This is a genomic window from Pseudomonas sp. 3296, from assembly GCF_031456615.1.
Classification (GTDB): domain Bacteria; phylum Pseudomonadota; class Gammaproteobacteria; order Pseudomonadales; family Pseudomonadaceae; genus Aquipseudomonas; species Aquipseudomonas mucoides.
In genome coordinates, this window is sequence record NZ_JAVDUY010000005.1 from 353,088 (window position 1) to 373,715 (window position 20,628).

The 20,628-nt window shown below is 59.4% G+C and carries 13 protein-coding genes; 6 read left to right on the plus strand and 7 right to left on the minus strand.

All coding sequences use genetic code 11. The annotated features are described in order from the left end of the window. The first annotated feature begins 32 nt into the window (after positions 1 to 32). The gene (locus tag J2X66_RS15635) at positions 33 to 5,105 is read left to right on the plus strand and encodes an NEL-type E3 ubiquitin ligase domain-containing protein (RefSeq protein WP_310265851.1); all 5,073 of its coding nucleotides are present in this window, start codon (positions 33 to 35) and stop codon (positions 5,103 to 5,105) included. Positions 5,106 to 5,148: 43 nt separating this feature from the next. Here the strand turns inward: J2X66_RS15635 and J2X66_RS15640 are convergent, their stop codons facing one another. The 5 genes from J2X66_RS15640 to J2X66_RS15660 all read right to left on the minus strand — a co-directional run bounded on the left by J2X66_RS15640 (position 5,149) and on the right by J2X66_RS15660 (position 10,856). Further along, on the minus strand, positions 5,149 to 6,414 hold the full coding sequence (locus J2X66_RS15640) for a hypothetical protein (protein WP_310265853.1): 1,266 nt from the start codon (positions 6,412 to 6,414) through the stop codon (positions 5,149 to 5,151). A 48-nt stretch (positions 6,415 to 6,462) separates the two neighbouring features. Then, positions 6,463 to 6,954, minus strand: coding sequence for a CS1 type fimbrial major subunit (locus tag J2X66_RS15645; RefSeq protein WP_310265855.1), 492 nt, complete (start codon positions 6,952 to 6,954; stop codon positions 6,463 to 6,465). Between the two features lie 5 nt (positions 6,955 to 6,959). Continuing rightward, positions 6,960 to 7,700, minus strand: a complete 741-nt coding sequence (locus J2X66_RS15650) for a molecular chaperone (protein WP_310266210.1) — start codon at positions 7,698 to 7,700, stop codon at positions 6,960 to 6,962. Between the two features lie 38 nt (positions 7,701 to 7,738). Further along, positions 7,739 to 10,261, minus strand: coding sequence for a TcfC E-set like domain-containing protein (locus J2X66_RS15655; protein ID WP_310265856.1), 2,523 nt, complete (start codon positions 10,259 to 10,261; stop codon positions 7,739 to 7,741). Positions 10,262 to 10,367: 106 nt separating this feature from the next. Beyond that, positions 10,368 to 10,856 (minus strand): CS1 type fimbrial major subunit, encoded by a 489-nt coding sequence (locus J2X66_RS15660; RefSeq protein WP_310265858.1) that lies wholly within the window; start codon positions 10,854 to 10,856, stop codon positions 10,368 to 10,370. 481 nt (positions 10,857 to 11,337) lie between these two features. Between J2X66_RS15660 and J2X66_RS15665 the strand changes: the two genes are divergently transcribed. Then, a complete protein-coding gene (locus tag J2X66_RS15665) occupies positions 11,338 to 11,916 on the plus strand; it encodes a PadR family transcriptional regulator (protein ID WP_310265860.1) in 579 nt (192 codons plus the stop codon). Beyond that, complete coding sequence (locus tag J2X66_RS15670; protein ID WP_310265862.1) at positions 11,913 to 12,698, plus strand: siderophore-interacting protein; 786 nt, start codon at positions 11,913 to 11,915, stop codon at positions 12,696 to 12,698. The genes J2X66_RS15665 and J2X66_RS15670 overlap by 4 nt, the downstream gene beginning before the upstream one ends. A gap of 15 nt (positions 12,699 to 12,713) precedes the next feature. On the opposite strand, the gene J2X66_RS15675 is transcribed toward J2X66_RS15670, so the two are convergent. Beyond that, positions 12,714 to 13,370 (minus strand): Pr6Pr family membrane protein, encoded by a 657-nt coding sequence (locus tag J2X66_RS15675; protein ID WP_310265864.1) that lies wholly within the window; start codon positions 13,368 to 13,370, stop codon positions 12,714 to 12,716. Between the two features lie 2 nt (positions 13,371 to 13,372). Next, positions 13,373 to 13,603, minus strand: a complete 231-nt coding sequence (locus tag J2X66_RS15680; RefSeq protein ID WP_007944895.1) for a VF530 family DNA-binding protein — start codon at positions 13,601 to 13,603, stop codon at positions 13,373 to 13,375. A gap of 280 nt (positions 13,604 to 13,883) precedes the next feature. Here J2X66_RS15680 and J2X66_RS15685 point away from each other — a divergent pair, with 280 nt between their 5' ends. The 3 genes from J2X66_RS15685 (at position 13,884) to lon (ending at position 20,523) form a co-directional block, all read left to right on the plus strand. Further along, on the plus strand, positions 13,884 to 15,266 hold the full coding sequence (locus J2X66_RS15685; RefSeq protein ID WP_310265867.1) for a carbohydrate porin: 1,383 nt from the start codon (positions 13,884 to 13,886) through the stop codon (positions 15,264 to 15,266). A 153-nt stretch (positions 15,267 to 15,419) separates the two neighbouring features. After that, the gene (locus J2X66_RS15690) at positions 15,420 to 17,828 is read left to right on the plus strand and encodes a glucose/quinate/shikimate family membrane-bound PQQ-dependent dehydrogenase (RefSeq protein WP_310265869.1); all 2,409 of its coding nucleotides are present in this window, start codon (positions 15,420 to 15,422) and stop codon (positions 17,826 to 17,828) included. A 277-nt stretch (positions 17,829 to 18,105) separates the two neighbouring features. Beyond that, on the plus strand, positions 18,106 to 20,523 hold the full coding sequence (gene lon, locus J2X66_RS15695) for an endopeptidase La (RefSeq protein WP_310265871.1): 2,418 nt from the start codon (positions 18,106 to 18,108) through the stop codon (positions 20,521 to 20,523). Positions 20,524 to 20,628: the final 105 nt, after the last annotated feature.

Below are 20,628 nucleotides of genomic sequence, written 5' to 3' on the forward strand. Positions count from 1 at the left end.
ACTCCACTTAACGCTCAAGGTTTATTAAAAGCATGACTGACTTACACGGACGTATATCAGCGCGACCGACACCGGGGGCCGATGACAAAAAAGGTCGCCACTACGATTTCATCAAAAGCCGTATCCACCCCACGTTCAAGGACGCATCAGTGCGGCGGATCCGGGAACTGAGCCTCACGCAAACGGCTTCAGGGTATTGGATACAGAACATCAGGGGGCTGGATCACACCCCGCTACAACATGCCAACCTCGACCTCTGGTCCGCTCAAAACACCGTCGACCGGGTCATGGACAAGGTCCAAGGCGTTGACGAGTTCGCCGAACCATTGCTGACCAGGGCATTGCTGGATCAGTTCGGTGTCGACGTCGATGTAAAGACCACTTACCTGCACCTTTATCTACCCAAACAGCTTCCCTGGTATGCCAGCAACCTCAACGGCGTGGTGACCCGCACCGTTTCACTGCTGGACGCGGCGCTGCACAACTTCGCGAGCAAGGAAACCTGCGAGCCAGAATCGGACTTTATCAGCCAGCCCGATGCCCGCGGGCATTTCGACATCCTGCCGATCAAACGCAAAATGTCCATCGCCCAGTTCCAGACCCTGTGTCGCACGCTGGACATTGGCGCGCGCTACACGAAATACCTCGAAGAACAGTTGCGGCCCAGGGATGGCCTCGCCCAGGTGGTTTTAAAACACAAGATCATCGAGAACGAGAAAGCCGCGTTTAAAGCCGCCGCCAGACTGGCCGTCCTGAAAGGCGACATCGACGCCGATGCTGGTGACCTGATCCTGATGATGCTCGATGGCCAGCGCAACCTCACACGCAAAGGCCGAATCATGCAGTTCGCCAAACTGTCCATGCTCGACAGCCAGCTGACCGGCATCGTCTTGATTACGCCGGATCTGAACCGGGTCCATGAGGTGGTGCCGATCTTCGCGTATGTCCCACAAGACCCCGAACACCCGCTGAAAGAGTACCCCTCGACCCTCGCGCTGATGAAAGAACTGACGCGTCAGCTGCGCGACAACGATGTCATCTCCTCCACCGGCATGACCTACCAGCAATTCTTCAGCCGGTTCGTCGATCAATCCGATCGGGGGCATTTTTTCGGCGGGCTGCAACAACGCCTGTTCCAAGTGAAATGGCATCGCAAAGAGCCGCTGGACCCGAGGCCGAGCTGGCGCGAAGAGGCTGTCACTGCTCCTCGTCTGCAGTTCAACACCGCTCCGATCACCGGCGAACTCTGGCAGTACCTGTTCGAGCAAAAGCTCAACAAGGTTCTCAATGACGCCCGTCACATCGCCGTGTCCACCGCCGATGCCGATACCCATGCACGATGGGCCTGGTGGGAGAACTTCAAGAAAATCGTCTCGGACATCTTCAACATCGCCCTGATGGTCGTCACGCCGTTCGTGCCCGGACTGGGTCAGCTGATGATGGGCTACATGGTTTATCAGATGGCCAGCGACGCCATCGAAGGACTCGTCGACATGACCCTGGGGCTGTGGACCGAAGCCACCGAACACATTGTCGGCGTGGTCACCGACGTTCTTCAGCTGGAAGCGTTCGCCGCCGGTGCGCAGATCGGTGCGCTGGCACGCCTGAAACTGTCGCCGCTGATCGAAAGCATGAAACCGGTCACGCTGCCCAACGGCGAACCCCGGTTGTGGCACCCCGACCTCAAACCTTATGAATGGCCCGATGTGCAGATATCGCCCGACGCCAGACCTGACGCGCTGGGGCTTCACGCTCACGAGGGCGAGGCTGTTCTGCCGCTGGATGACAAGCACTATGCCGTGCAAAAGGATCCGCAAACCGGCAACTACCGGATCAAACACCCGCATCGCGACAATGCTTACCTGCCCGAGTTGAAACACAACGGCCTCGGCGCCTGGACCCATGAAGCCGAGACCCCGCGAGCCTGGGATCGTCCGACGTTGATGCGCCGTCTCGGCCACGCCGTGGAAGGCTTCAGCGACGCGGAACTCGAAGCGGTTCGTATTGCCAGTGGTATCGACGACGGTGCGCTGCGCCGGATGTACGTCGACAACACGGCCCCGCCACCGTTACTCGACGACAGCCTCACCCGCTTGAAGATCCAGCGCCAGACCCGCCAGGCCATCAGGAGGATTCGCTCAGGCCAGCCTCTGGATCCTTCCTCCTACTGGTTTGAACCGCTGGCGACTTACCTGGACGGCTGGCCCGCGGATAAAGCCCTGAAGGTCTACGAAAACGCTGACACGAGTGGCCGGTTCCGCCAGTACGGCAACGCCGATGCGACGGCCGAACAGACCCTGTCCACCAGTTTGTCCAACCTCATGAGCGAGCAATTTGCGCCCGACCTTGCCGGGTTTCTCAACGAAGAAGAGCTGCACGCCGTGCTCGGTCGGTCCACCGCCCAACGTGAACGGGTGCAAGCATTGCGCAATCGACTGGCGGACGAAGCCGATCGAATGACCCCAGACATCATCAATCAGCTTTACCTGGGGGCCCAGGCGTTCGACGATCCGCCGCTGCGACTCATGCGCCACACCTTTCCCGAGTTGCCGTCCCGTGCCGCAACGACGCTGCTGAACACCACCGACGCTGCCGACCTCAAGCGCATGACCCAAACGCAACGACTGCCCTTGAGCCTCAAGAGCCGCGCCCGTGAGGCGGCCTTCGAAGCCCGGACCAACCACGCCTATGAAGGCTTCCATGACGGCGCGCAGTGGGTGGCCGAAACCGAAAGCCTGGTGCTGAACGCCTTGAGGATTCATACCGACACGTTCGCCCAATTGCGCATCGAGGTTCGCGCAGGCAACGATGCCGGCCCCTTGCGTAGCCGAGTGGGTGCAGAGGACGCATCGATGGTCCGGGTGTTGGTCAAGGACGATGGCAACCGGTTCGAAGTCTGGGACGGTGACAACCGAAAACTGCTCGACGCCACTGATTTTTACGAAGCCGTTCTCAACGCCTTGCCGAAAAACAAACAAGCGCAGTTGGGTTATCGGCCCGGCCAGGGGGGGTTCTTCAAGCAATGGGTGATGGCCAAGACCGAGACACCGGCGCAGCGCCGCACCGCGCTCGCCGCACCGCCGATCCGTCCGCTGGCTGACCATGAAGACATGATCCTGTTGCGCGGTCCCGGCTTCTCCACCGTTGCCCCCACGCTCACCGAACGGGTGCAGGATATTTACCCTCACTTCAACGACCGCGAGGTCAATACCTTCGTTCGGTCCCTCGGTTCGCAGGAGCAAGGGCACCAGACACTGACCCGACTGGACCGCGAACTGGACGACCTGCGAGTATTGTTCAATCGCTGGCGCTACCAGCAGCCAGATACCTGGGGCCCGGATCAACGCGGGTTCGTCAACAGTGGCGGCTTGCACATTGCTGAACGGTTAATCGATTGTTTCAAACGCAAGCCCACAGTCTTTGGTGAACGCAGTATCACGGCCGGCGGTGGTTATGCGCTGGACCTGTCCACAGAGTTCAATTTGCTTGACCTCGAACGCTGGTGGAAGGAACTGCCGGATATCAAGCGCTACCTCGATCAGATCAGCACCTTGAATCTGGACCGCACGACCTTTTTTGAAAGCGGTCCCGGCCTGCTCAGTGACTTCCCTCATCTGCAGCAACTGAGTGCCCGCAGTTGCGGCTTGACGCGACTCCCCGACGCCATCGGCAAGATGCACCACCTGCGCACATTGCGATTGATGAACAACAACATCACGTTGACTCCGTCGGCCGTCGAGCAACTGCGAAACCTGACCCGCATGGAAACCCTCAGGCTCGATGACAACCGGCAGTTGGGCCTTCTCCCGGACGTCGCACGCATGCCCAGACTGAGTATCCTGAGTTTGAGCAACACCGGGGCCACCACCTGGCCCGATGGCCTGTTCGGGCCTGCCAACAAACGTCGACCGCGCGGCTTCTTTCTGGATTTGCAGGAAAACCCGATCAGCGTCATTCCCAAGGTCGTGCCCGGCTCGGAAGATGCCTTCCTCCTGGCGCGGACCCGCTTGTACGACGAGCGGCTCTCGGAGGCCAACCGGATCACCTTCAAAGCGTATCGACGATCCGTCGGCATCTCGCCCGAGCAGGTCTACGCCAATGCAGCACGGGACGCGATGTACCTGTGGCCCATTAACGACGACTCGGCATGGTGGAGTGCCGAGGTCTCAGGGCTGGGTACTTTCCGGGTGGAAGCCTGGCACGACTTGATGACCGAGCCTGGCTCCGAGGATTTTTTTGCATTGATCCAGAAACAGACCCGCTCGGCCGATTACAAGGCCGGTGGTGATTTGCGTCAGCAGCTCAGCAACCGGGTCTGGCGCATGATCGAAGCCATCGACCTGGACACCGGATTGCGCAAGGATCTGTTCGAAATGGCCAGGGCGCCTACTACCTGCGCCGATGCCGGGGCTCAAGTATTCAACCACATGGGCATCAAGGTGCTCGCCTCCGAAGCCTATGCCTTGTCGACGTCCAACGCCGTGCTTGAAAGCAAGCTGTTGAATCTGGCCAAGGGTGCTGCTCGCCTCGCGCGCGTGGATGACATTGCCCGGGCCGATTTCGGTAGACGCCCGGGCAACCCCGATGAGGTCGAGGTGTATCTCGCCTACGAAACCGGCCTGGCTCAACGCCTTGGTTTACCGTGGCAATCGGAGTCGATGCTGTTTCGCCCCATGGCCGGCGTGAGTGCCAAAACACTCGACACTGCCTTCGAGACGGTGATGTCGATGGAGGGCGGCGATGGGTTGGTCAACGACATGATCGAACAGCCGTTCTGGCAGAAATACCTGCAGGACACGTATCCGAACGAGTTCCGGCGCAATACCCGGTTTTACGAAATCAGGAGCGACTTGCTCGATGAGTTACGCGAAGTCCAGCACGCCTGGACCCGTTCCAAGGGCCAGCAAATTGCACAACGACGAGCGCTCAAACAGCGCCTGCAAGACCTTGCCAATCGCCTGAATGTCGATGAAAGGGTGGTATTGACGGACCAGGACATGACCGATGAGGTCTACGGCCAATTGCTCCACGACATGGGTTACGAAGAAAAAGAGCTGAGCCGCAAACTCACCCGCGCAGCGCTGCAAAAACACGCACAGCAATAAACGGCAATCCCTGATGCATCGGGTGATGCATCAGGGTTCACGCTTAACCCACCTGCGAATCCCAAACCACCGTGACAGTGCCCGAGTACGTTCTGGCGACACCGGGCTTGATCATCTCCTCGACCTCATCCTGCGCAATCTCGAAGTGCAACGTGCCCGGTTTGCGATCGACATAAAAGCGCGGCTGGAACAGCTCGGTGCCACTGCCATCGCGCCGCAACGGCCGACGGCTGACCGGTTGATCGATGGCATCCACCAGGCCATTGGGCAGGGTCAGGCTGACGTCGAGCGGCACGACATGACCCGAAGCCGGGTCGCGTACCGAACAACGGTTGCCATCGGTGCTGTACTGGCAGTCCAGACTCATCTTGAAGCGACTCGACGACGAGAGATTGAACGTCTGATCACGAAACAACCGTGTCGGCTTGCGCCCCTGCGTCAGCCAGGCTTGCCAGCCGCCCTGCGGGACCAGTTCGACGCGATTGCCACCAGGGGGAATCTCGACTTTAAGTGTGTGTTGCACATCCAGATTGAAATTCAGCGTGAGCGCTGAATCGCTTGGCTGCATGACGTCACCCATGTCGAAATCGCCGTTCGGTCCGACGCTGTAGGTCAGCGTTCCTGAATAACGGCCCGATGACATACCCAAGGGGTTCGGTGTGATCAGTTCATAGGCGAAATCCAGATAGCTGTAACGCAACCAGGGCACGTTGAACCGGGCCTGCTTATCGCAACTGGCCTCGAGGGGTGTTTTCCAGAAAAAGGCATAGCTCGTCTGCCCGAAAAGCCCTACGCCACTATAAAGACAGGGGGCGGGCGCATACACCCAACTGGCGCCCCACAGCTGAGCGTGCGCAAGTTGATAGCTGCTACCTCCACCGACTAGGCTGAGAACGTCCTCCGTCACATACTGGGAGCCCAGACCTGCAATTCGAACCTTGACCGTCTCGGGCTCCCCCGTCGCCTCATGCACCACGGACAACTCGCGCCACTGCGCCGGGACTTTGAAAGTGGCACCCTGGCGCGACGACGGGTGATTCGCCTGGATCGGCGCATTGGAGTTGAACTGAATCGGCACGCGCAGGCTGAACATCTCGTTGTCACGGCACTCGGTGGGATAACCCGCGCAATAACCGCTGGGAGGTGTGTCATTCCTGAATTTGTTCTGCTGAGGGTTTGCCGAATCCGGCCTGAACGATGCCAGGATCGAGACTTCTTCCGACCAGGCTGAAGAACAGGTGAGCAACGATAAAATCCCGATCCCGACACAGCAACGCAACTGTCGCCCCGGGCACAGTGAGTACTTCATGTTTTTTTCCCTGAAACGAGTGAGATGGACAGCCGATCGTTCATGGCATCACGCCCCCGGCAGCACTGCGTTGAAAACCATGTTGACGCTGCCAAAATAGCTGCCGGGTTTATAAACCCCATCGGCGGGTGGCACCGGCACGATTTGCAGCAAAACCCGCTTTCCCGGTGCCGCTTCACTCAACGAAACCACCTCGCTGCTTTGCCCTTCGCTCAACAACTTGTCGTTGAACAGCACGCGCAAACCGATGTCATGGGCATCCGTCCCGTTGGACAAGTAGGGCCTGCCCTCCAGACGGGCTTCGATGGAGCCGGCTTCGTTCTTCACATCGAAATACTTGCGCAAGCTGCCCAGGGTCGAGGTCGCCAGGTTCCACGGTAATTGCTGTTCGCGATGAATCCAGCCGGGGTCTGAGGGAATGACGTAGAACGCCTGGCTCGGGATCGTCACGAATACTTCGAAGTGTTGTACTTCGCGGGCGGCATACGCTGAATGGCAGGCCACCGCCAACACCATCAGGACCGTCAGTTTTCTGAACATAGTCATCAGCCTTTCACATCAAGTTTCTTGCGGCTCTCGCCTTCCACCAGGGTGAAGCGGTACTCGCGACCGGCCTGTTTCTCGAACTCGAAAGTGCGGCCCGCCAGAATGTGATGCTTGGTAGTGGGCTGGCAGTCCTGGTCGTTCTTGACTGAGCAATCCTTGAACTCGTCGATCACCACCACGGTGTTGCCGGTATTGCGGATCCGGTACCTGGCCGCCACGTTCTCGATCACGCTGGCGTAGCGCGAGTCCTTGGGGCGGACGAAAAACACCGCGCCATAACCGGCCAGCACCGTAACTCCGGCGGACAGGGTTTTCTTGTATTCCTCGCGCTCTTCAACGGAGACCGCAAACTCGTCCTCTTTCTCGGGCACCACCGGCACGAAACGCACGCGGAAATAGCGCTCCTTGTCGCGCTCGCCCATGTACAGCAATCGCGTGCCTTGCATGCCGTTGGCCGGCACGATCAGCCGCGCCGGGCTGGCCATCAAGCCATCACGGGCGCTGCCATCGGCCTGAGCCTTGAGCGGTACTTCCTGTGATTTGCCATCGGCGTCGTACAGGATTTCGAGAATGTTGACCTTCACAAACGCGGTGCTGTCGCCACCGTTGAAAACCCGCTTCAGGTAGGTACTTTTGTCCCCGTCCAGATAGTCGTACACCGTGCCGATATTGATGCTCGGTCCGGCGTGCGCCGTCTGAGTGAACAAACAAAAACCAATCAGTGCCAACCGACGTTTCATCGTCATTTACCTCATAAAAAAGTGCGGGGTGCCGGGCATCAGCCTGCCGTCGGCGTCTCAAGCGTCAGGTCCGCCAATGTGTCTGGCGTGCAGCGCAGATCGCCGATCATCAGCACGTTGTTTTCCGTGCGGCCACGGCTCGGGTCGAGCCGGAACTGGCACAGCAGCTGGTTGCCGTGGCGCACTTCCAGGGTGGGTGAACCGGCGTTCATTTCCATCGAGAAGAAACCGTCCACCTCACTCACCCCGCGACTGGCGTGGTTGATGATGTGATGGCCCTTGAGCGGGTTGCCCTGAGGGTCGATCAGGCGGCCGAGGACCGTGAGGGTTCGCATCACACGAATCTGGCGATAATCCACGCCCCCCTTGTTCAAGTGATAGCTGGAACGCGCCGGCTGAATGGTCGCGGCCGGCACGTGGTTGCCTTCGAAATCGAAACTGACAGAGCTGCTTTTGTAGGCCGTGATCGGCACAAAATTGCGCCCGGGCTTGAGGACCGCGCTGCCGCCGCTCAAATCGTCCGCGCGCAGGGCGATGTCTTCGATATCCGATTCCACATCGATGATCATGCCCGCGCCGTTGCGATGGTACTGGCTGGTCACGACCATTTTCCGTGCGCCGACGGCCACGGTGCTGTCCAGGTTCAGGCCACCGGTAAAGTTGTTGTTGAAGGACGAGCGTTGAATGAAACCATCGGCATTGAGCAGGTCAGATTGCATCGTTGCCATGGTGTTCAGACCGATGCCGTAGGTGTCCGTGATGGCTGTGGCGGACACGTTTTGCAGAATGTGATCCTGCAGGTCTTTGCGGTAGGTGACCGAGGCGTTGTTATCCCGGCCACCGTCGCGGGCCGTGCGGGTGCCGATGCTGCCGGAGATCTGTTCACCGGGGCCGCCCAGGGCAATGTTGACGCTCAGGTCTATACCACGGTTGCGGTCGTCATCCGAACTGATGCTGCCCGGCCGATCGAACAGGGACAATCGCCAGTTGGCATCGCTGTCAAACAGCCGGGTGCGCTGGGTCCAGCCCAGGTCCACGCCCGTGCCATTGGTGTTGCCCTCGCTGTGGGATACCCGCGCATTGACCGAACTTTTGCTGGTCAGTCGATGGTTGATCGACAACGAAGAATTGCTGGTTTGCCCGATAAATACGTTGGGCTGACGCACCCGCGTGCCATCGGGCAGGGTGTCATACAATTTTGTGGTGTCGAGCCAGCTGCGGTTATAGCTGGCGACGAGGCTGCCGCTGGCGTAGGAATACAGGCCCTGCACGTCGAGACCGGTGCCGTAGTCTTCGGTCTGGTAGACGTTGGCATACAGGCTGGCATTATTGACGATGGCCCAGTCGACCGACGTACCGAGTTGCAGGCTATCGCTCACTTGTCGACCGCTCAGGCCGAGAATCACTCGCGGGTGCAGCAAGTAGTTGAGCGCCGCGCCGGCGGTCATATCGCCATCGTCGGGTTGATCCCAGTTGCTGAGCAAGCCCGATTCACGGCCGGCGAACAGGTTATAGCGCCAGCGCTCGTCGTGATTGCGCCAGTTGTTCGGCTTGTAGACCAGTTCCTGAGTGCTGGAAGTGATCTGGCCGTCCTCGATCAGGCGCACTTCCACTTCGTAAATTCCCCCCGGTAGCGGACGGGTATCGAGGGTCTGCAAACCGGCAGGCATTGCCTGGGTATTGATCAATAGACCGTCGCGATAAATCTCCACGGACCCCTGGCGATTGGCGGTGACGTAAATCGGATAAACCGCCGGTTTCGGGTTATTGATGGCCAGACTGTCGGAGCTGCCATACATCACGCCCAACGCCGTGTCGGGGCTGGTACCAAAGGTGCGCGGTTGGCGAGTCAGGCCCTCGGATGAGGGGGTGAAATAACCCAGGCGCAGAAAATTGCCTTCCAGTTCGCGTTGGGTATAAAGCTCATTGACGGCGTGGTAGAGCGTGTTATCCATGCCGCCCAGTCGCGACAGCTGAATATTGACCGCTTGGGTCCAATTGCCCAGGCTGCTGCTGGCTTCCAGACCGTAGCGCCCACCGAGGTCCTGGTCCTGGCCGCCATTAAGGTTGAGTTGGTTGCGCACGATCAATCCGGTGCTGCCCCCCTCAGGCAGGTTGTAATAGCGTTGCACCTGGTCGTCACGCTCAGCATTTTGCGTGAGAATCGAGACCAAGGAGTTTTCGAGGCTGTAGTGCACGGCCAACAATTGTTCGGGACATTTGGCCTCGCAGGTGCCCAGGGCCACACCTTGTTTCAGATACCCAGACCAAATGTCGCGCTCACTGGGTTTGAACTGGCTGTCGCTGACATCCGTGAAGTCGACGAGGGTAATGCGATCATCGCGTGTCAACACAACCATCGCCTCACCCAGAAACTGTTGATCAAGTTCCACACGCACTGCCAGCGGCACATCGAAGAAGTGTTCTTCAAACTCGGTCGGCAAACCCTTGGCTTGTGCCAACAGACTTCGGGGGGTGTACGCATTATCTGCTGGCGCGGCCAAAGCGGTTGCGCAACAAAGCAGGGCAAGCGCCGTCGCGATGGGAGTCATCGGGAACATGAACGAAATACTCTGAATATAAGCACGTTAAAACCCGGTCGACAGAAGTTGCCTGTCGACCGGCAAGTGTTATCTAAATAGGAACGAGCATTACTTCATAACGGTGTTACGGGATGCGCGGCATGGCATCGAAGACTACGACTGGATTGGCGGTGTAAAGACCGGTCTGAGTGGCGGTCGGTTTGGCAGCGGCAATCACCAGATCAGCCCGCATGCCACCGTTGGATTCGGTATCGCCGACCACTTCCTGGGAAGCGCCAGTCAAGGTTACGCCGTTGAAGGAGTAGGTCAGCGGGATGTTGTTGCTACCGTTGAAGAGGGGTTGCGGACCACCTTCTACATAAGCATTGACAGAACCGTTAGTGTGGCGAATATCGTAGGTAGCACGCAGCGGGTTCAAGGTGCCAGCCACCAGGTTGTAGGCCATTTTTTCATCTTTACCGAAGTCAGGATTCACCGGTTGGGCGTGGAATACCTGGGTTGGGATCGTGGCGCTGATGTTGATGGAGGTGCGTGCTTCTTCCGCAGCGAACGCCACCGAAGAGCTGAGTGCCAAGAGGGTCATCGGGACGGCGATTGCAAACTTATTGAGCATTGTTGAGTACCTGTCTTTTCAAAGGATTGGGCCGAAAAAGTCTGAACAAGCCAGTGCGATTCATCGTGTACCGGCTTAACTTTCGACGCCGGAGCATGATCGACCAACCCCCAAAGAAAGTAAGTACGTAAGTTCCGAAGAACATGTAGTAACAATGGCCTTCGAACAACAGGAAAAAAGACAGAAAAACACTAATTGCGCTGTTTGACCCTCAGAGAAGTACTACACACAGCTTTGACTAAAAACCCACACAGACGACAACTAATCAAACTTCCGTAAGATCAATACTACTCACACACTAATAAGCCCTTGATAAACCTTCAAACTCGCCCGATTAGTTTTATTACTCTAAAAGAGTACGATTCCTGCCTGCCGCTCCTCGCACGCGCCTCCCTCACCATGACCGTTCGTCCTGCAACCTTGCTCTCGCCACAAGATATATCTTAAGTTGTATCTAAACACGACGAGAGAAGACGCAAAAATGAGAGACCATCATTCCCACCGAGACCACGGCGATAGCCGCGATGGCTTCGAAAAACGCCCTGGCCCCGGCCGTGAACGCGGTGGCCGCGGCCCCCGGGTGTTCGCCCCCGGCGACCTGAAACTGCTGCTATTGGCGTTGATCGCGGAGCAGCCCTGCCACGGCTATGACCTGATCCGTCAGATCGAAAGCATGTTCGACGGCGCCTACTGCCCCAGCCCCGGCGTGATCTACCCGACCCTGACCTTTCTCGAAGAAAGCGAAATGATTCTGGGCGATGCCGAAGGCGGCAAAAAACGCTACACCATCACCGACGCCGGACGTGTGTCATTGACCGAGCAAGCGATTGCGCTTGACGGCGTGCGGATGCGCATCGAGGTCAGCAAACGCTCGTTGCGCGGTCATGACCGCCCTGCAGAGATCCACGAGGCGGTACACAACTTGCGTCACGCCTTGCAGATGCACCACGGCCGCTGGAGCCCGGAAGAAATCCTGCGGGTGCGAGACCTGCTCAACAACACCGCCAAGGCCATCGTCGACGGCCCTGCCGTTCAACCCGTTCAGGAGCAAGCCGAATGAGTGAAGTGATCGTGCAATCCATCCACCGTGTCATGCATGAAATCAAACGCCGTCGTCTACAAGTGTTGCGCGTGGTCGACCTGACGCCGCGCATGCGCCGGATTACCTTGGGTGGGCCGGATCTGGCCGGTTTCGTCAGCCTCGGTACGGACGACCACGTCAAACTGCTGTTCCCGCAGACCGCGGCGGAACACGCGGCGCTGGAAACGCTGGTACTCGGCGCGGGCAAGGACAACGGGCCGATGCCAGCGATGCGCGACTACACACCACGACGTTACGACCTCGACACGCTGGAACTGGACATCGATTTCGTGCTGCACGGCGACGGCCCCGCCTCGACCTGGGCCGAGCAAGCCAAACCCGGCCAGTTCCTGCACATCGGTGGGCCACGCGGCTCGATGATCGTGCCGGACATGTTCGACAGCTACCTGCTGATCGGCGACGAAACAGCCCTGCCCGCCATCGCCCGTCGCCTTGAAGGCCTGGCGTCCAATCGCCGTGCGCTGGTAGTTGTGGAAGTGGAGAACGGCGCTGAACAACAACGCCTGGAAAGCGCCGCGCAGGTCAATGTGATCTGGGTGTTGCGCGAAGGTGGCAAGGACAACCTGCTGACCACCGTGAAGCAACTGCAAGTGCCGAGCGGCAATTTGTATGCGTGGGTGGCGACGGAGACCAAAGTGTCGCGGCAGATTCGGCGGGTGTTGCTGGATGAGCATGGTTTGAATGAGCAGTTCGTCAAAGCGGTCGGCTACTGGCGGCTGGATGACAGCGACGACGAGTGACTCGTGAAGGCGGCGTTACTGGCGCCGCCCAAGCTTGCGATCAATTCCCAACAATAACAAAGCAACCACCACAAACCCGACCAGCAACCCACCCGCATTCACAAACACCTGTGGATAACCCAACTTGTCGACATCAATAAAGGGATAGGGATAAACCGCCAGCAGGTGCCCGCGCCACAATACGTAGGCGAAGTACATCAATGGATAGATCATCCACAACGCGATGTGCCGCAAACACAGGGTGCCTTTGGGCACGCAGAACCACCAATACGCCAGAAACAGCAGCGGCATGATGTCGTGCAGCACTTCATCCGCCAGAAACTGCCAGCCTTCGGGGTGCCACAAATGCCGCAGCAATACGCTGTACACCAACCCCACCACAGCGATGCTCACTGCAATCGCGCTACTCACCCACGGCTGCAAAAACCAGCGTCGGGCCGCGGACTCGCGGGACGTCCATTCGCAAGTCAGTACCGTCGCCACCAGCGTGTTGGTCAGCACCGTGAAATAGCTGAAAAAACTCACCACTCCCCCAATCAAACGGGCGTCAAGAGACCAGCGTGAGTAGAGAATCAGGTACAGCTGAACGCTCAACCCTACCCAGCCCAACACCGCAGCCACGGCAACAAAACGACGCCTTGCGGCAGAACCTGGCGTCAGTTGCAGAGTCATGATCAGACCGGTCGCTTGGTGCGCATCAACTTCACGTACAAACGCTCGACCTTCTCCCGGGCCCACGGGGTTTTGCGCAGGAACGTCAGGCTCGACTTGATGCTCGGGTCGCTCTTGAAGCAGCGGATATCAATGCGCTCGGCCAGCCCCGACCATTCGTAATGTTCAACCAGGGCGTTGAGGATCTGTTCCAGCGTCACGCCATGCAGCGGGTTGTTGTTCTGTTCGGTCATGCCGGGCCTTCGAGCGATGTAAGGAGTGGGAAGCCGCGCACCTTAGCCGAGGGTGTGATCGGGTGGAAGCGCTGCGTGCGCTATCAGTCAATGTAGGTGATGTTGAAGATCACCGCCCGACACTGTTACCAAATCTGAAACGATCCATGTCCATAAAAGCCCTTTCTCTATTTGTAACAGAACATTATCCTTGCGCCGCCCAGCTGAAACGCTTCTGCCAACTGCTTTACGCCCTGCTGCACTCCATAACTTCCTAGAAAAAGACCAGAATTTCTTCTCTATGCCTTACTTTCAAACTTCGCGAGACAGCGCTGTCTGCGCAGCTATCGCCAGCCGAAAAGCCCTGAATCTGATCGGTGGATTCACCGCACTGGGCTTCGCCACCTGCACCCAGGCGACACCCGCCTTCGATAGCGATTCACCGTGGATGCTCGGCGACTGGAACGGCACGCGCACCGAACTTGCGGAAAAAGGCTACGACTTCAAAGTCGATTACACCGGCGAAATGGGCAGCAACCTGCACGGCGGCTACGACCATGACCGCACCGCGCGCTACAGCGACCAGTTCGGTTTCGGCACGCACCTGAATTTGCAGAAAATCCTCGGTTGGGACGACGCTGAATTTCAGTTGACCATCACCGAGCGCAACGGCAACAACATCAGCAACGACCGCATCAACGATCCGCGCGTGGGCGGCTTTACCTCGGCCCAGGAAGTCTGGGGCCGTGGGCAAACCTGGCGCCTGACGCAGATGTGGTACCAGCAGAAATTCTTCGACCAGAAGCTCGACATCAAGGCCGGTCGTTTTGGCGAAGGCGAAGACTTCAATAGCTTCCCGTGCGACTTCCAGAACCTGGCGTTCTGCGGCTCCCAAGTCGGAAACTGGGTCGGCGACATCTGGTACAACTGGCCAGTCAGCCAATGGGCGTTACGCGTTAAATACCACCTGACACCGGAGCTGTATGCGCAGGTCGGTGCCTACGAGCAAAACCCGTCGAACCTGGATCGCGACAACGGTTTCAAGCTCAGCGGCAGCGGCACCCAGGGCGCAATTTTGCCGGTGGAACTGGTGTGGACGCCGAAACTCAACGGCCTGCCGGGTGAATACCGCGCCGGTTATTACTACAGCAGCGCCAGCGCCACCGATGTCTATAAGGACAGCAATGGTCAGCCGGCAGCCCTGAGTGGCGAAGCCTATCGCAGTGCATCGAGCAAACACGGTGTGTGGCTTGGCATTCAGCAGCAGATCACCAGCGTCGCCAGCGATAACAGCCGCGGTTTGAACGTGTTTGCCAACGGCACGATGCACGACAAGAAGACCAACGCCATCGACAACTACGTCCAGGCTGGCGTGGTCTACAAGGGCTTGTTCGACGCGCGCGCCAGAGACGACATCGGCTTCGCCCTGGCCCGGGTTCACGTCAACCCGGCTTACCGCAAAAACGCCGAGGCGACCAATCAGGCCCGCGCCGTCTACAACTACGACGATCCGTCGTACCTGCCGCCGCAAGACACTGAATACAGCGCTGAACTCTACTACGGCGTGCACGTCACGAACTGGCTGACCGTGCGCCCGAACCTGCAATACATCCGCCATCCCGGTGGCGTGGACCAGGTCGACGACGCCCTGATTGGCGGGATCAAGATCACCTCGTCCTTCTGACCCACACCACACCCCCTGTAGGAGCCGAGCTTGCTCGGTTACTACAGGGGAATGCGTCAACCAAACACTTTTTATATGAACCATGCCCACGCCAGATCGTCATCTACAGTGAACTTGCGCGGGACTACTTAAAACGTCACGGAGAACCACACTATGAGCACTGATGGTGCTTTGAGTCGAAGCCGTCTGTTGCCGAGCCTGCTCGGCATCCTGCTTCTGCTAATGGGCCTGGCCATGCTGGCAGGCGGGATCAAGCTGAGCATGCTCGGCGGCTCGCTGTATTACCTGCTGGCCGGTATCGGCCTGACGCTGACCGGCGTGCTGCTGATTATGGCCCGCCGCGCTGCGCTGGGCCTTTACGCACTGGTGCTGTTCGCGAGCACCGTTTGGGCACTGTGGGAAGTCGGCCTCGACTGGTGGCAACTGGTGCCGCGTCTGGCGCTGTGGTTTGCGCTGGGTATCGTCATGCTGCTGCCATGGTTCCGTCGCCCGCTGCTGCGAGAAGACGCTGCACCGATGGGCACCGGCGCCCTGAGCGTCGCCGTGGTCGTGGCGGGGGTGGCCGCATTGGCCAGCCAGTTCACCAACCCCGGTGAAATCAAGGGTCAATTGGACCGCGACAGCGTGCCCGGCATGACCAACACCGCGCCGGCCATGCCCGACGGCGACTGGAACTCCTACGGCCGCAGCGCCCACGGTGATCGTTACTCGCCCCTGGCACAGATCACCCCGCAAAACGCGCACAAACTGGTCCCTGCGTGGACTTACCGCACTGGCGATCTGCCGGGCCCGAACGATCCGGGCGAGACCACCGCTGAAAACACCCCGCTGAAAGTCAATGGCATGCTCTACGTGTGCACGCCGCACAGCCAGGTGATCGCGCTGGACCCGGACACCGGCAAGGAAATCTGGCGTTTCGACCCTAAGCTCTCCACGCAAAACGCGGCGAACTTCAAGGGGTGGGCGCACATGACCTGCCGTGGCGTGTCGTACCACGATGACGCCGTCTACGCTTCCGAGCAGAGCCCGACCGGCAGCGCCAGCGCCGCTGTCACCAACGCCTGCCCACGCCGGATCTTCCTGCCGACCGCCGACACCCGTCTGATCGCCCTCAACGCCGACACCGGCAAGATGTGCGAAGACTTCGGCGACAAGGGCCAGGTTGACCTGCGTGCCAACATCGGCGGCTTCACCGCCGGCGGTTACTACTCCACCTCGCCTCCTGCGGTCACCAAAGACCTGGTGGTGATTGGCGGCCACGTCACCGACAACGTCTCCACCGACGAGCCAAGCGGCGTGATCCGTGCGTTCGACGTGCACACCGGCAAACTGGTGTGGAACTGGGACAGCGGCAAGCCGGACGACACCACGCCGATTGCCGAAGGCCAGACCTACACCCGCAACTCGCCGAATATGTGGTCCATGTTCGCGGTCGACGAAAAACTCGGCATGCTCTACCTGCCGATGGGCAACCAGACCCCGGACCAGTTCGGTGGCGAACGCACCCCTGAATCGGAACTGCATGCCGCCGGCCTGACCGCGCTGGACATCGCCACCGGCAAAGTGCGCTGGCACTTCCAGTTCACCCACCACGACCTGTGGGACATGGACGTCGGCGGCCAGCCAACCCTGATGGACCTGAAAACCGCTGACGGCGTGAAGCCGGCGGTACTCGCGTCCACCAAGCAAGGCAGCATCTACGTGCTGGACCGCAGCACCGGCAAAGCCATTGTGCCGATCAACGAAGTGCCGGTGCCGCAAGGCGCTGTCACCGGTGATCACACCTCGCCGACCCAACCCAAGTCCGACCTCAACTTCATGCCGCCGCCGTTGAAAGAACGCGACATGTGGGGTGTCACGCCGTTCGACCAACTGGTCTGCCGGATCACCTTCAAATCCCTGCGTTACGACGGCCCGTTCACCCCGCCATCGCTGCAAGGTTCGATCGTTTATCCGGGTAACTTCGGCGTGTTCGACTGGGGCGGAGTCTCGGTGGATCCGGTGCGTCAGATCCTGTTCGTGAACCCGGACTGGATGGCCTTCAAATCGAAGCTGATCCCGGCTGCGGAAATCGCCGCCCAAGGCCCGCGTAAAAGCGAAACCGAAGGCGTACAGCCAAACAAAGGCGCGCCGTACGGCGTCGTCCTCGAACCCCTGCTGTCGCCTATGGGCCTGCCGTGCCAGGCACCGGCGTGGGGTTACGTGGCCGCGGTCGATCTGACCACCCATGAAAAAATCTGGATGCACAAGAACGGCACCGTACGCGACAGCTCACCGGTTCCGATCCCGTTGAGCATGGGCGTACCCAGCTTGGGCGGCACCTTCACCACCGCCGGTGGCGTTGCGTTCCTCAGCGGCACCCTCGACCAATACCTGCGCGCCTATGACGTGAAAAACGGCAAGCAACTGTGGGAAGGCCGCCTGCCGGCCGGCGCACAAACCACACCGATGACCTACACCGGCAAGGACGGCAAGCAATACGTGCTGGTCGTTGCGGGCGGTCACGGGTCGCTGGGCACCAAGCAAGGCGACTATGTGATGGCGTACAAACTGTCCGAGTAAGTTCTAGCGGCGGTCAATGGAAAGGCGACTCTTGTGAGGGGGTCGCCTTTTTTTGTGGCCACTATTTTTGTCACCTCACTCCTACAATTGGACCGGGTTCATCTGCTACTGCTAGGTTGGCTATCAGGCGGGCAAGTTGGCTCGGTGCATCTACACTGGACAGGTCAATAGGCTCAGCTGTCCAGACCCTGAACACACAACTTGAAATATCCCGTGCCATTGAAACCGCCCCCCACCTGCCCCATCTAACACCCATACCCCATTGCGCAGGTGCCCCATGAGCGACCAGCAAGACTTCCCCGAAGACCCGAGCGAGTACAACGAAGCCGAGCAAATCGAACACCACGCCACCGGCAAAGGCCTCGCCCTGCCCGGCCAGAACCTGCCGGACAAGGTGTACATCATCCCGATCCACAACCGCCCGTTCTTCCCGGCCCAAGTACTGCCGGTCATCGTCAACGAAGAACCCTGGGCCGAAACCCTCGACCTGGTCAGCAAGGCCGATCACCACTCCCTGGCCCTGTTCTACATGGACACGCCCCAGGAAGACCCGCGCCATTTCAACACCGGCGCACTCCCCGAGTACGGCACCCTGGTCAAGGTGCACCACGCCAGCCGTGAAAACGGCAAACTGCAATTCGTCGCCCAGGGCCTGACCCGGGTGCGCATCAAGACCTGGCTCAAGCACCATCGCCCGCCGTACCTGGTGGAAGTCGAATACCCGCACCAGCCCACCGAGCCGACCGACGAGGTCAAGGCCTACGGCATGGCGCTGATCAACGCGATCAAGGAACTGCTGCCGCTCAACCCGCTGTATAGCGAAGAGCTGAAAAACTACCTCAACCGCTTCAGCCCCAACGACCCGTCGCCGCTGACCGACTTCGCCGCCGCCCTGACCTCCGCCACCGGTGGCGAACTGCAAGAAGTGCTCGACTGCGTGCCCATGCTCAAGCGCATGGAAAAAGTCCTGCCGATGTTGCGCAAGGAAGTCGAAGTTGCGCGCCTGCAGAAAGAGATTTCCGCCGAAGTTAACCGCAAGATCGGCGAACATCAGCGCGAGTTCTTCCTCAAGGAACAACTCAAGGTCATCCAGCAAGAGCTGGGCCTGACCAAGGATGACCGCAGCGCCGACATCGAGCAGTTCGAGCAACGCCTCACCGGCAAGGTGCTCTCGCCGCAGGCGCAGAAACGCATCGAAGAGGAAATGAACAAGCTGTCGATCCTCGAGACCGGCTCGCCGGAGTACGCGGTCACCCGCAACTACCTCGACTGGGCGACCTCGGTGCCGTGGGGCGTGTACGGCGAAGACAAACTCGACCTCAAGCACGCTCGCAAGGTACTGGACAAACACCATGCCGGCCTGGACGACATCAAGGACCGCATCCTCGAATTCCTCGCAGTCGGTGCTTACAAAGGCGAGATCAGCGGCTCTATCGTGCTGCTGGTCGGCCCGCCGGGCGTGGGTAAAACCAGCGTCGGCAAGTCCATCGCCGAATCCCTTGGCCGGCCGTTCTACCGCTTCAGCCTTGGCGGCATGCGCGACGAAGCCGAGATCAAGGGCCACCGCCGCACCTACATCGGCGCGCAACCGGGCAAACTCGTGCAGGCGTTGAAAGACGTCGAAGTGATGAACCCGGTGATCATGCTCGATGAGATCGACAAGATGGGCCAAAGCTATCAGGGCGACCCGGCCTCGGCGCTGCTGGAAACCCTCGATCCGGAACAGAACGTCGAATTCCTCGACCACTATCTGGACCTGCGTCTGGACCTGTCGAAAGTGCTGTTCGTGTGCACCGCCAACACCCTGGACTCAATCCCCGGCCCGTTGCTGGACCGGATGGAAGTGATTCGCCTGTCGGGTTACATCACTGAAGAAAAAATCGCCATCGCCAAACGTCACCTGTGGCCGAAACAACTGGAAAAGGCCGGCGTGTCCAAAGGCAGCCTGAGCATCAGCGACAGCGCGCTCAAAGCCTTGATCGACGGTTACGCCCGCGAAGCCGGCGTGCGCCAGTTGGAAAAACAACTGGGCAAACTGGTGCGCAAAGCCGTGGTGAAATTGATCGACGACCCCGAAGCCGTCATCAAACTCGGCCCCAAAGACCTCGAAACCTCACTCGGTCATCCGGTGTTTCGCAACGAGCAAGTGTTGTCTGGCATCGGCGTTATCACCGGTCTGGCCTGGACCAGCATGGGCGGCGCGACCTTGCCGATCGAAGCGACGCGTATCCACACGCTGAACCGTGGCTTCAAACTCACCGGGCAATTGGGTGATGTGATGAAAGAGTCGGCGGAAATCGCCTACAGCTACGTCAGTTCCAACCTGAAATCGTTTGGCGGCGATCCGAAATTCTTCGACGAAGCCTTCGTCCACCTCCACGTCCCGGAAGGCGCCACCCCGAAAGACGGCCCGAGCGCCGGCGTGACCATGGCCAGCGCCCTGCTCTCGCTCGCACGCAACCAGCCGCCGAAAAAAGGCGTGGCCATGACTGGCGAACTGACGCTGACCGGGCATGTCCTGCCAATTGGCGGGGTACGCGAGAAGGTGATTGCGGCGCGGCGGCAGAAGATCTTCGAGCTGATCTTGCCGGAGCCTAACCGTGGCAGCTTTGAGGAGCTGCCGGATTATCTGAAAGAAGGGATCACCGTACATTTCGCCAAGCGCTTTGCGGATGTGGCAAAGATATTGTTCTGATCGTTATGTAGTGCCTGGACCACCTCTTTCGCGAGCAAGCTTGCTCCCACAGGGTTATTGCAATCCATTGTGGGAGTGGGCTTGCCCGTGAAGGCGTCTGCACTG

Coding starts and splice junctions, on each gene's coding strand:
- J2X66_RS15680 (WP_007944895.1), bottom strand. CDS start 13,603: ATGACCGAACAGAACAACAACCCGCTGCATGGCGTGACGCTGGAACAG.
- J2X66_RS15675 (WP_310265864.1), bottom strand. CDS start 13,370: ATGACTCTGCAACTGACGCCAGGTTCTGCCGCAAGGCGTCGTTTTGTT.
- lon (WP_310265871.1), top strand. CDS start 18,106: ATGAGCGACCAGCAAGACTTCCCCGAAGACCCGAGCGAGTACAACGAA.
- J2X66_RS15685 (WP_310265867.1), top strand. CDS start 13,884: ATGCCTTACTTTCAAACTTCGCGAGACAGCGCTGTCTGCGCAGCTATC.
- J2X66_RS15655 (WP_310265856.1), bottom strand. CDS start 10,261: ATGTTCCCGATGACTCCCATCGCGACGGCGCTTGCCCTGCTTTGTTGC.
- J2X66_RS15660 (WP_310265858.1), bottom strand. CDS start 10,856: ATGCTCAATAAGTTTGCAATCGCCGTCCCGATGACCCTCTTGGCACTC.
- J2X66_RS15645 (WP_310265855.1), bottom strand. CDS start 6,954: ATGTTCAGAAAACTGACGGTCCTGATGGTGTTGGCGGTGGCCTGCCAT.
- J2X66_RS15670 (WP_310265862.1), top strand. CDS start 11,913: ATGAGTGAAGTGATCGTGCAATCCATCCACCGTGTCATGCATGAAATC.
- J2X66_RS15665 (WP_310265860.1), top strand. CDS start 11,338: ATGAGAGACCATCATTCCCACCGAGACCACGGCGATAGCCGCGATGGC.
- J2X66_RS15640 (WP_310265853.1), bottom strand. CDS start 6,414: ATGAAGTACTCACTGTGCCCGGGGCGACAGTTGCGTTGCTGTGTCGGG.
- J2X66_RS15635 (WP_310265851.1), top strand. CDS start 33: ATGACTGACTTACACGGACGTATATCAGCGCGACCGACACCGGGGGCC.
- J2X66_RS15690 (WP_310265869.1), top strand. CDS start 15,420: ATGAGCACTGATGGTGCTTTGAGTCGAAGCCGTCTGTTGCCGAGCCTG.
- J2X66_RS15650 (WP_310266210.1), bottom strand. CDS start 7,700: ATGAAACGTCGGTTGGCACTGATTGGTTTTTGTTTGTTCACTCAGACG.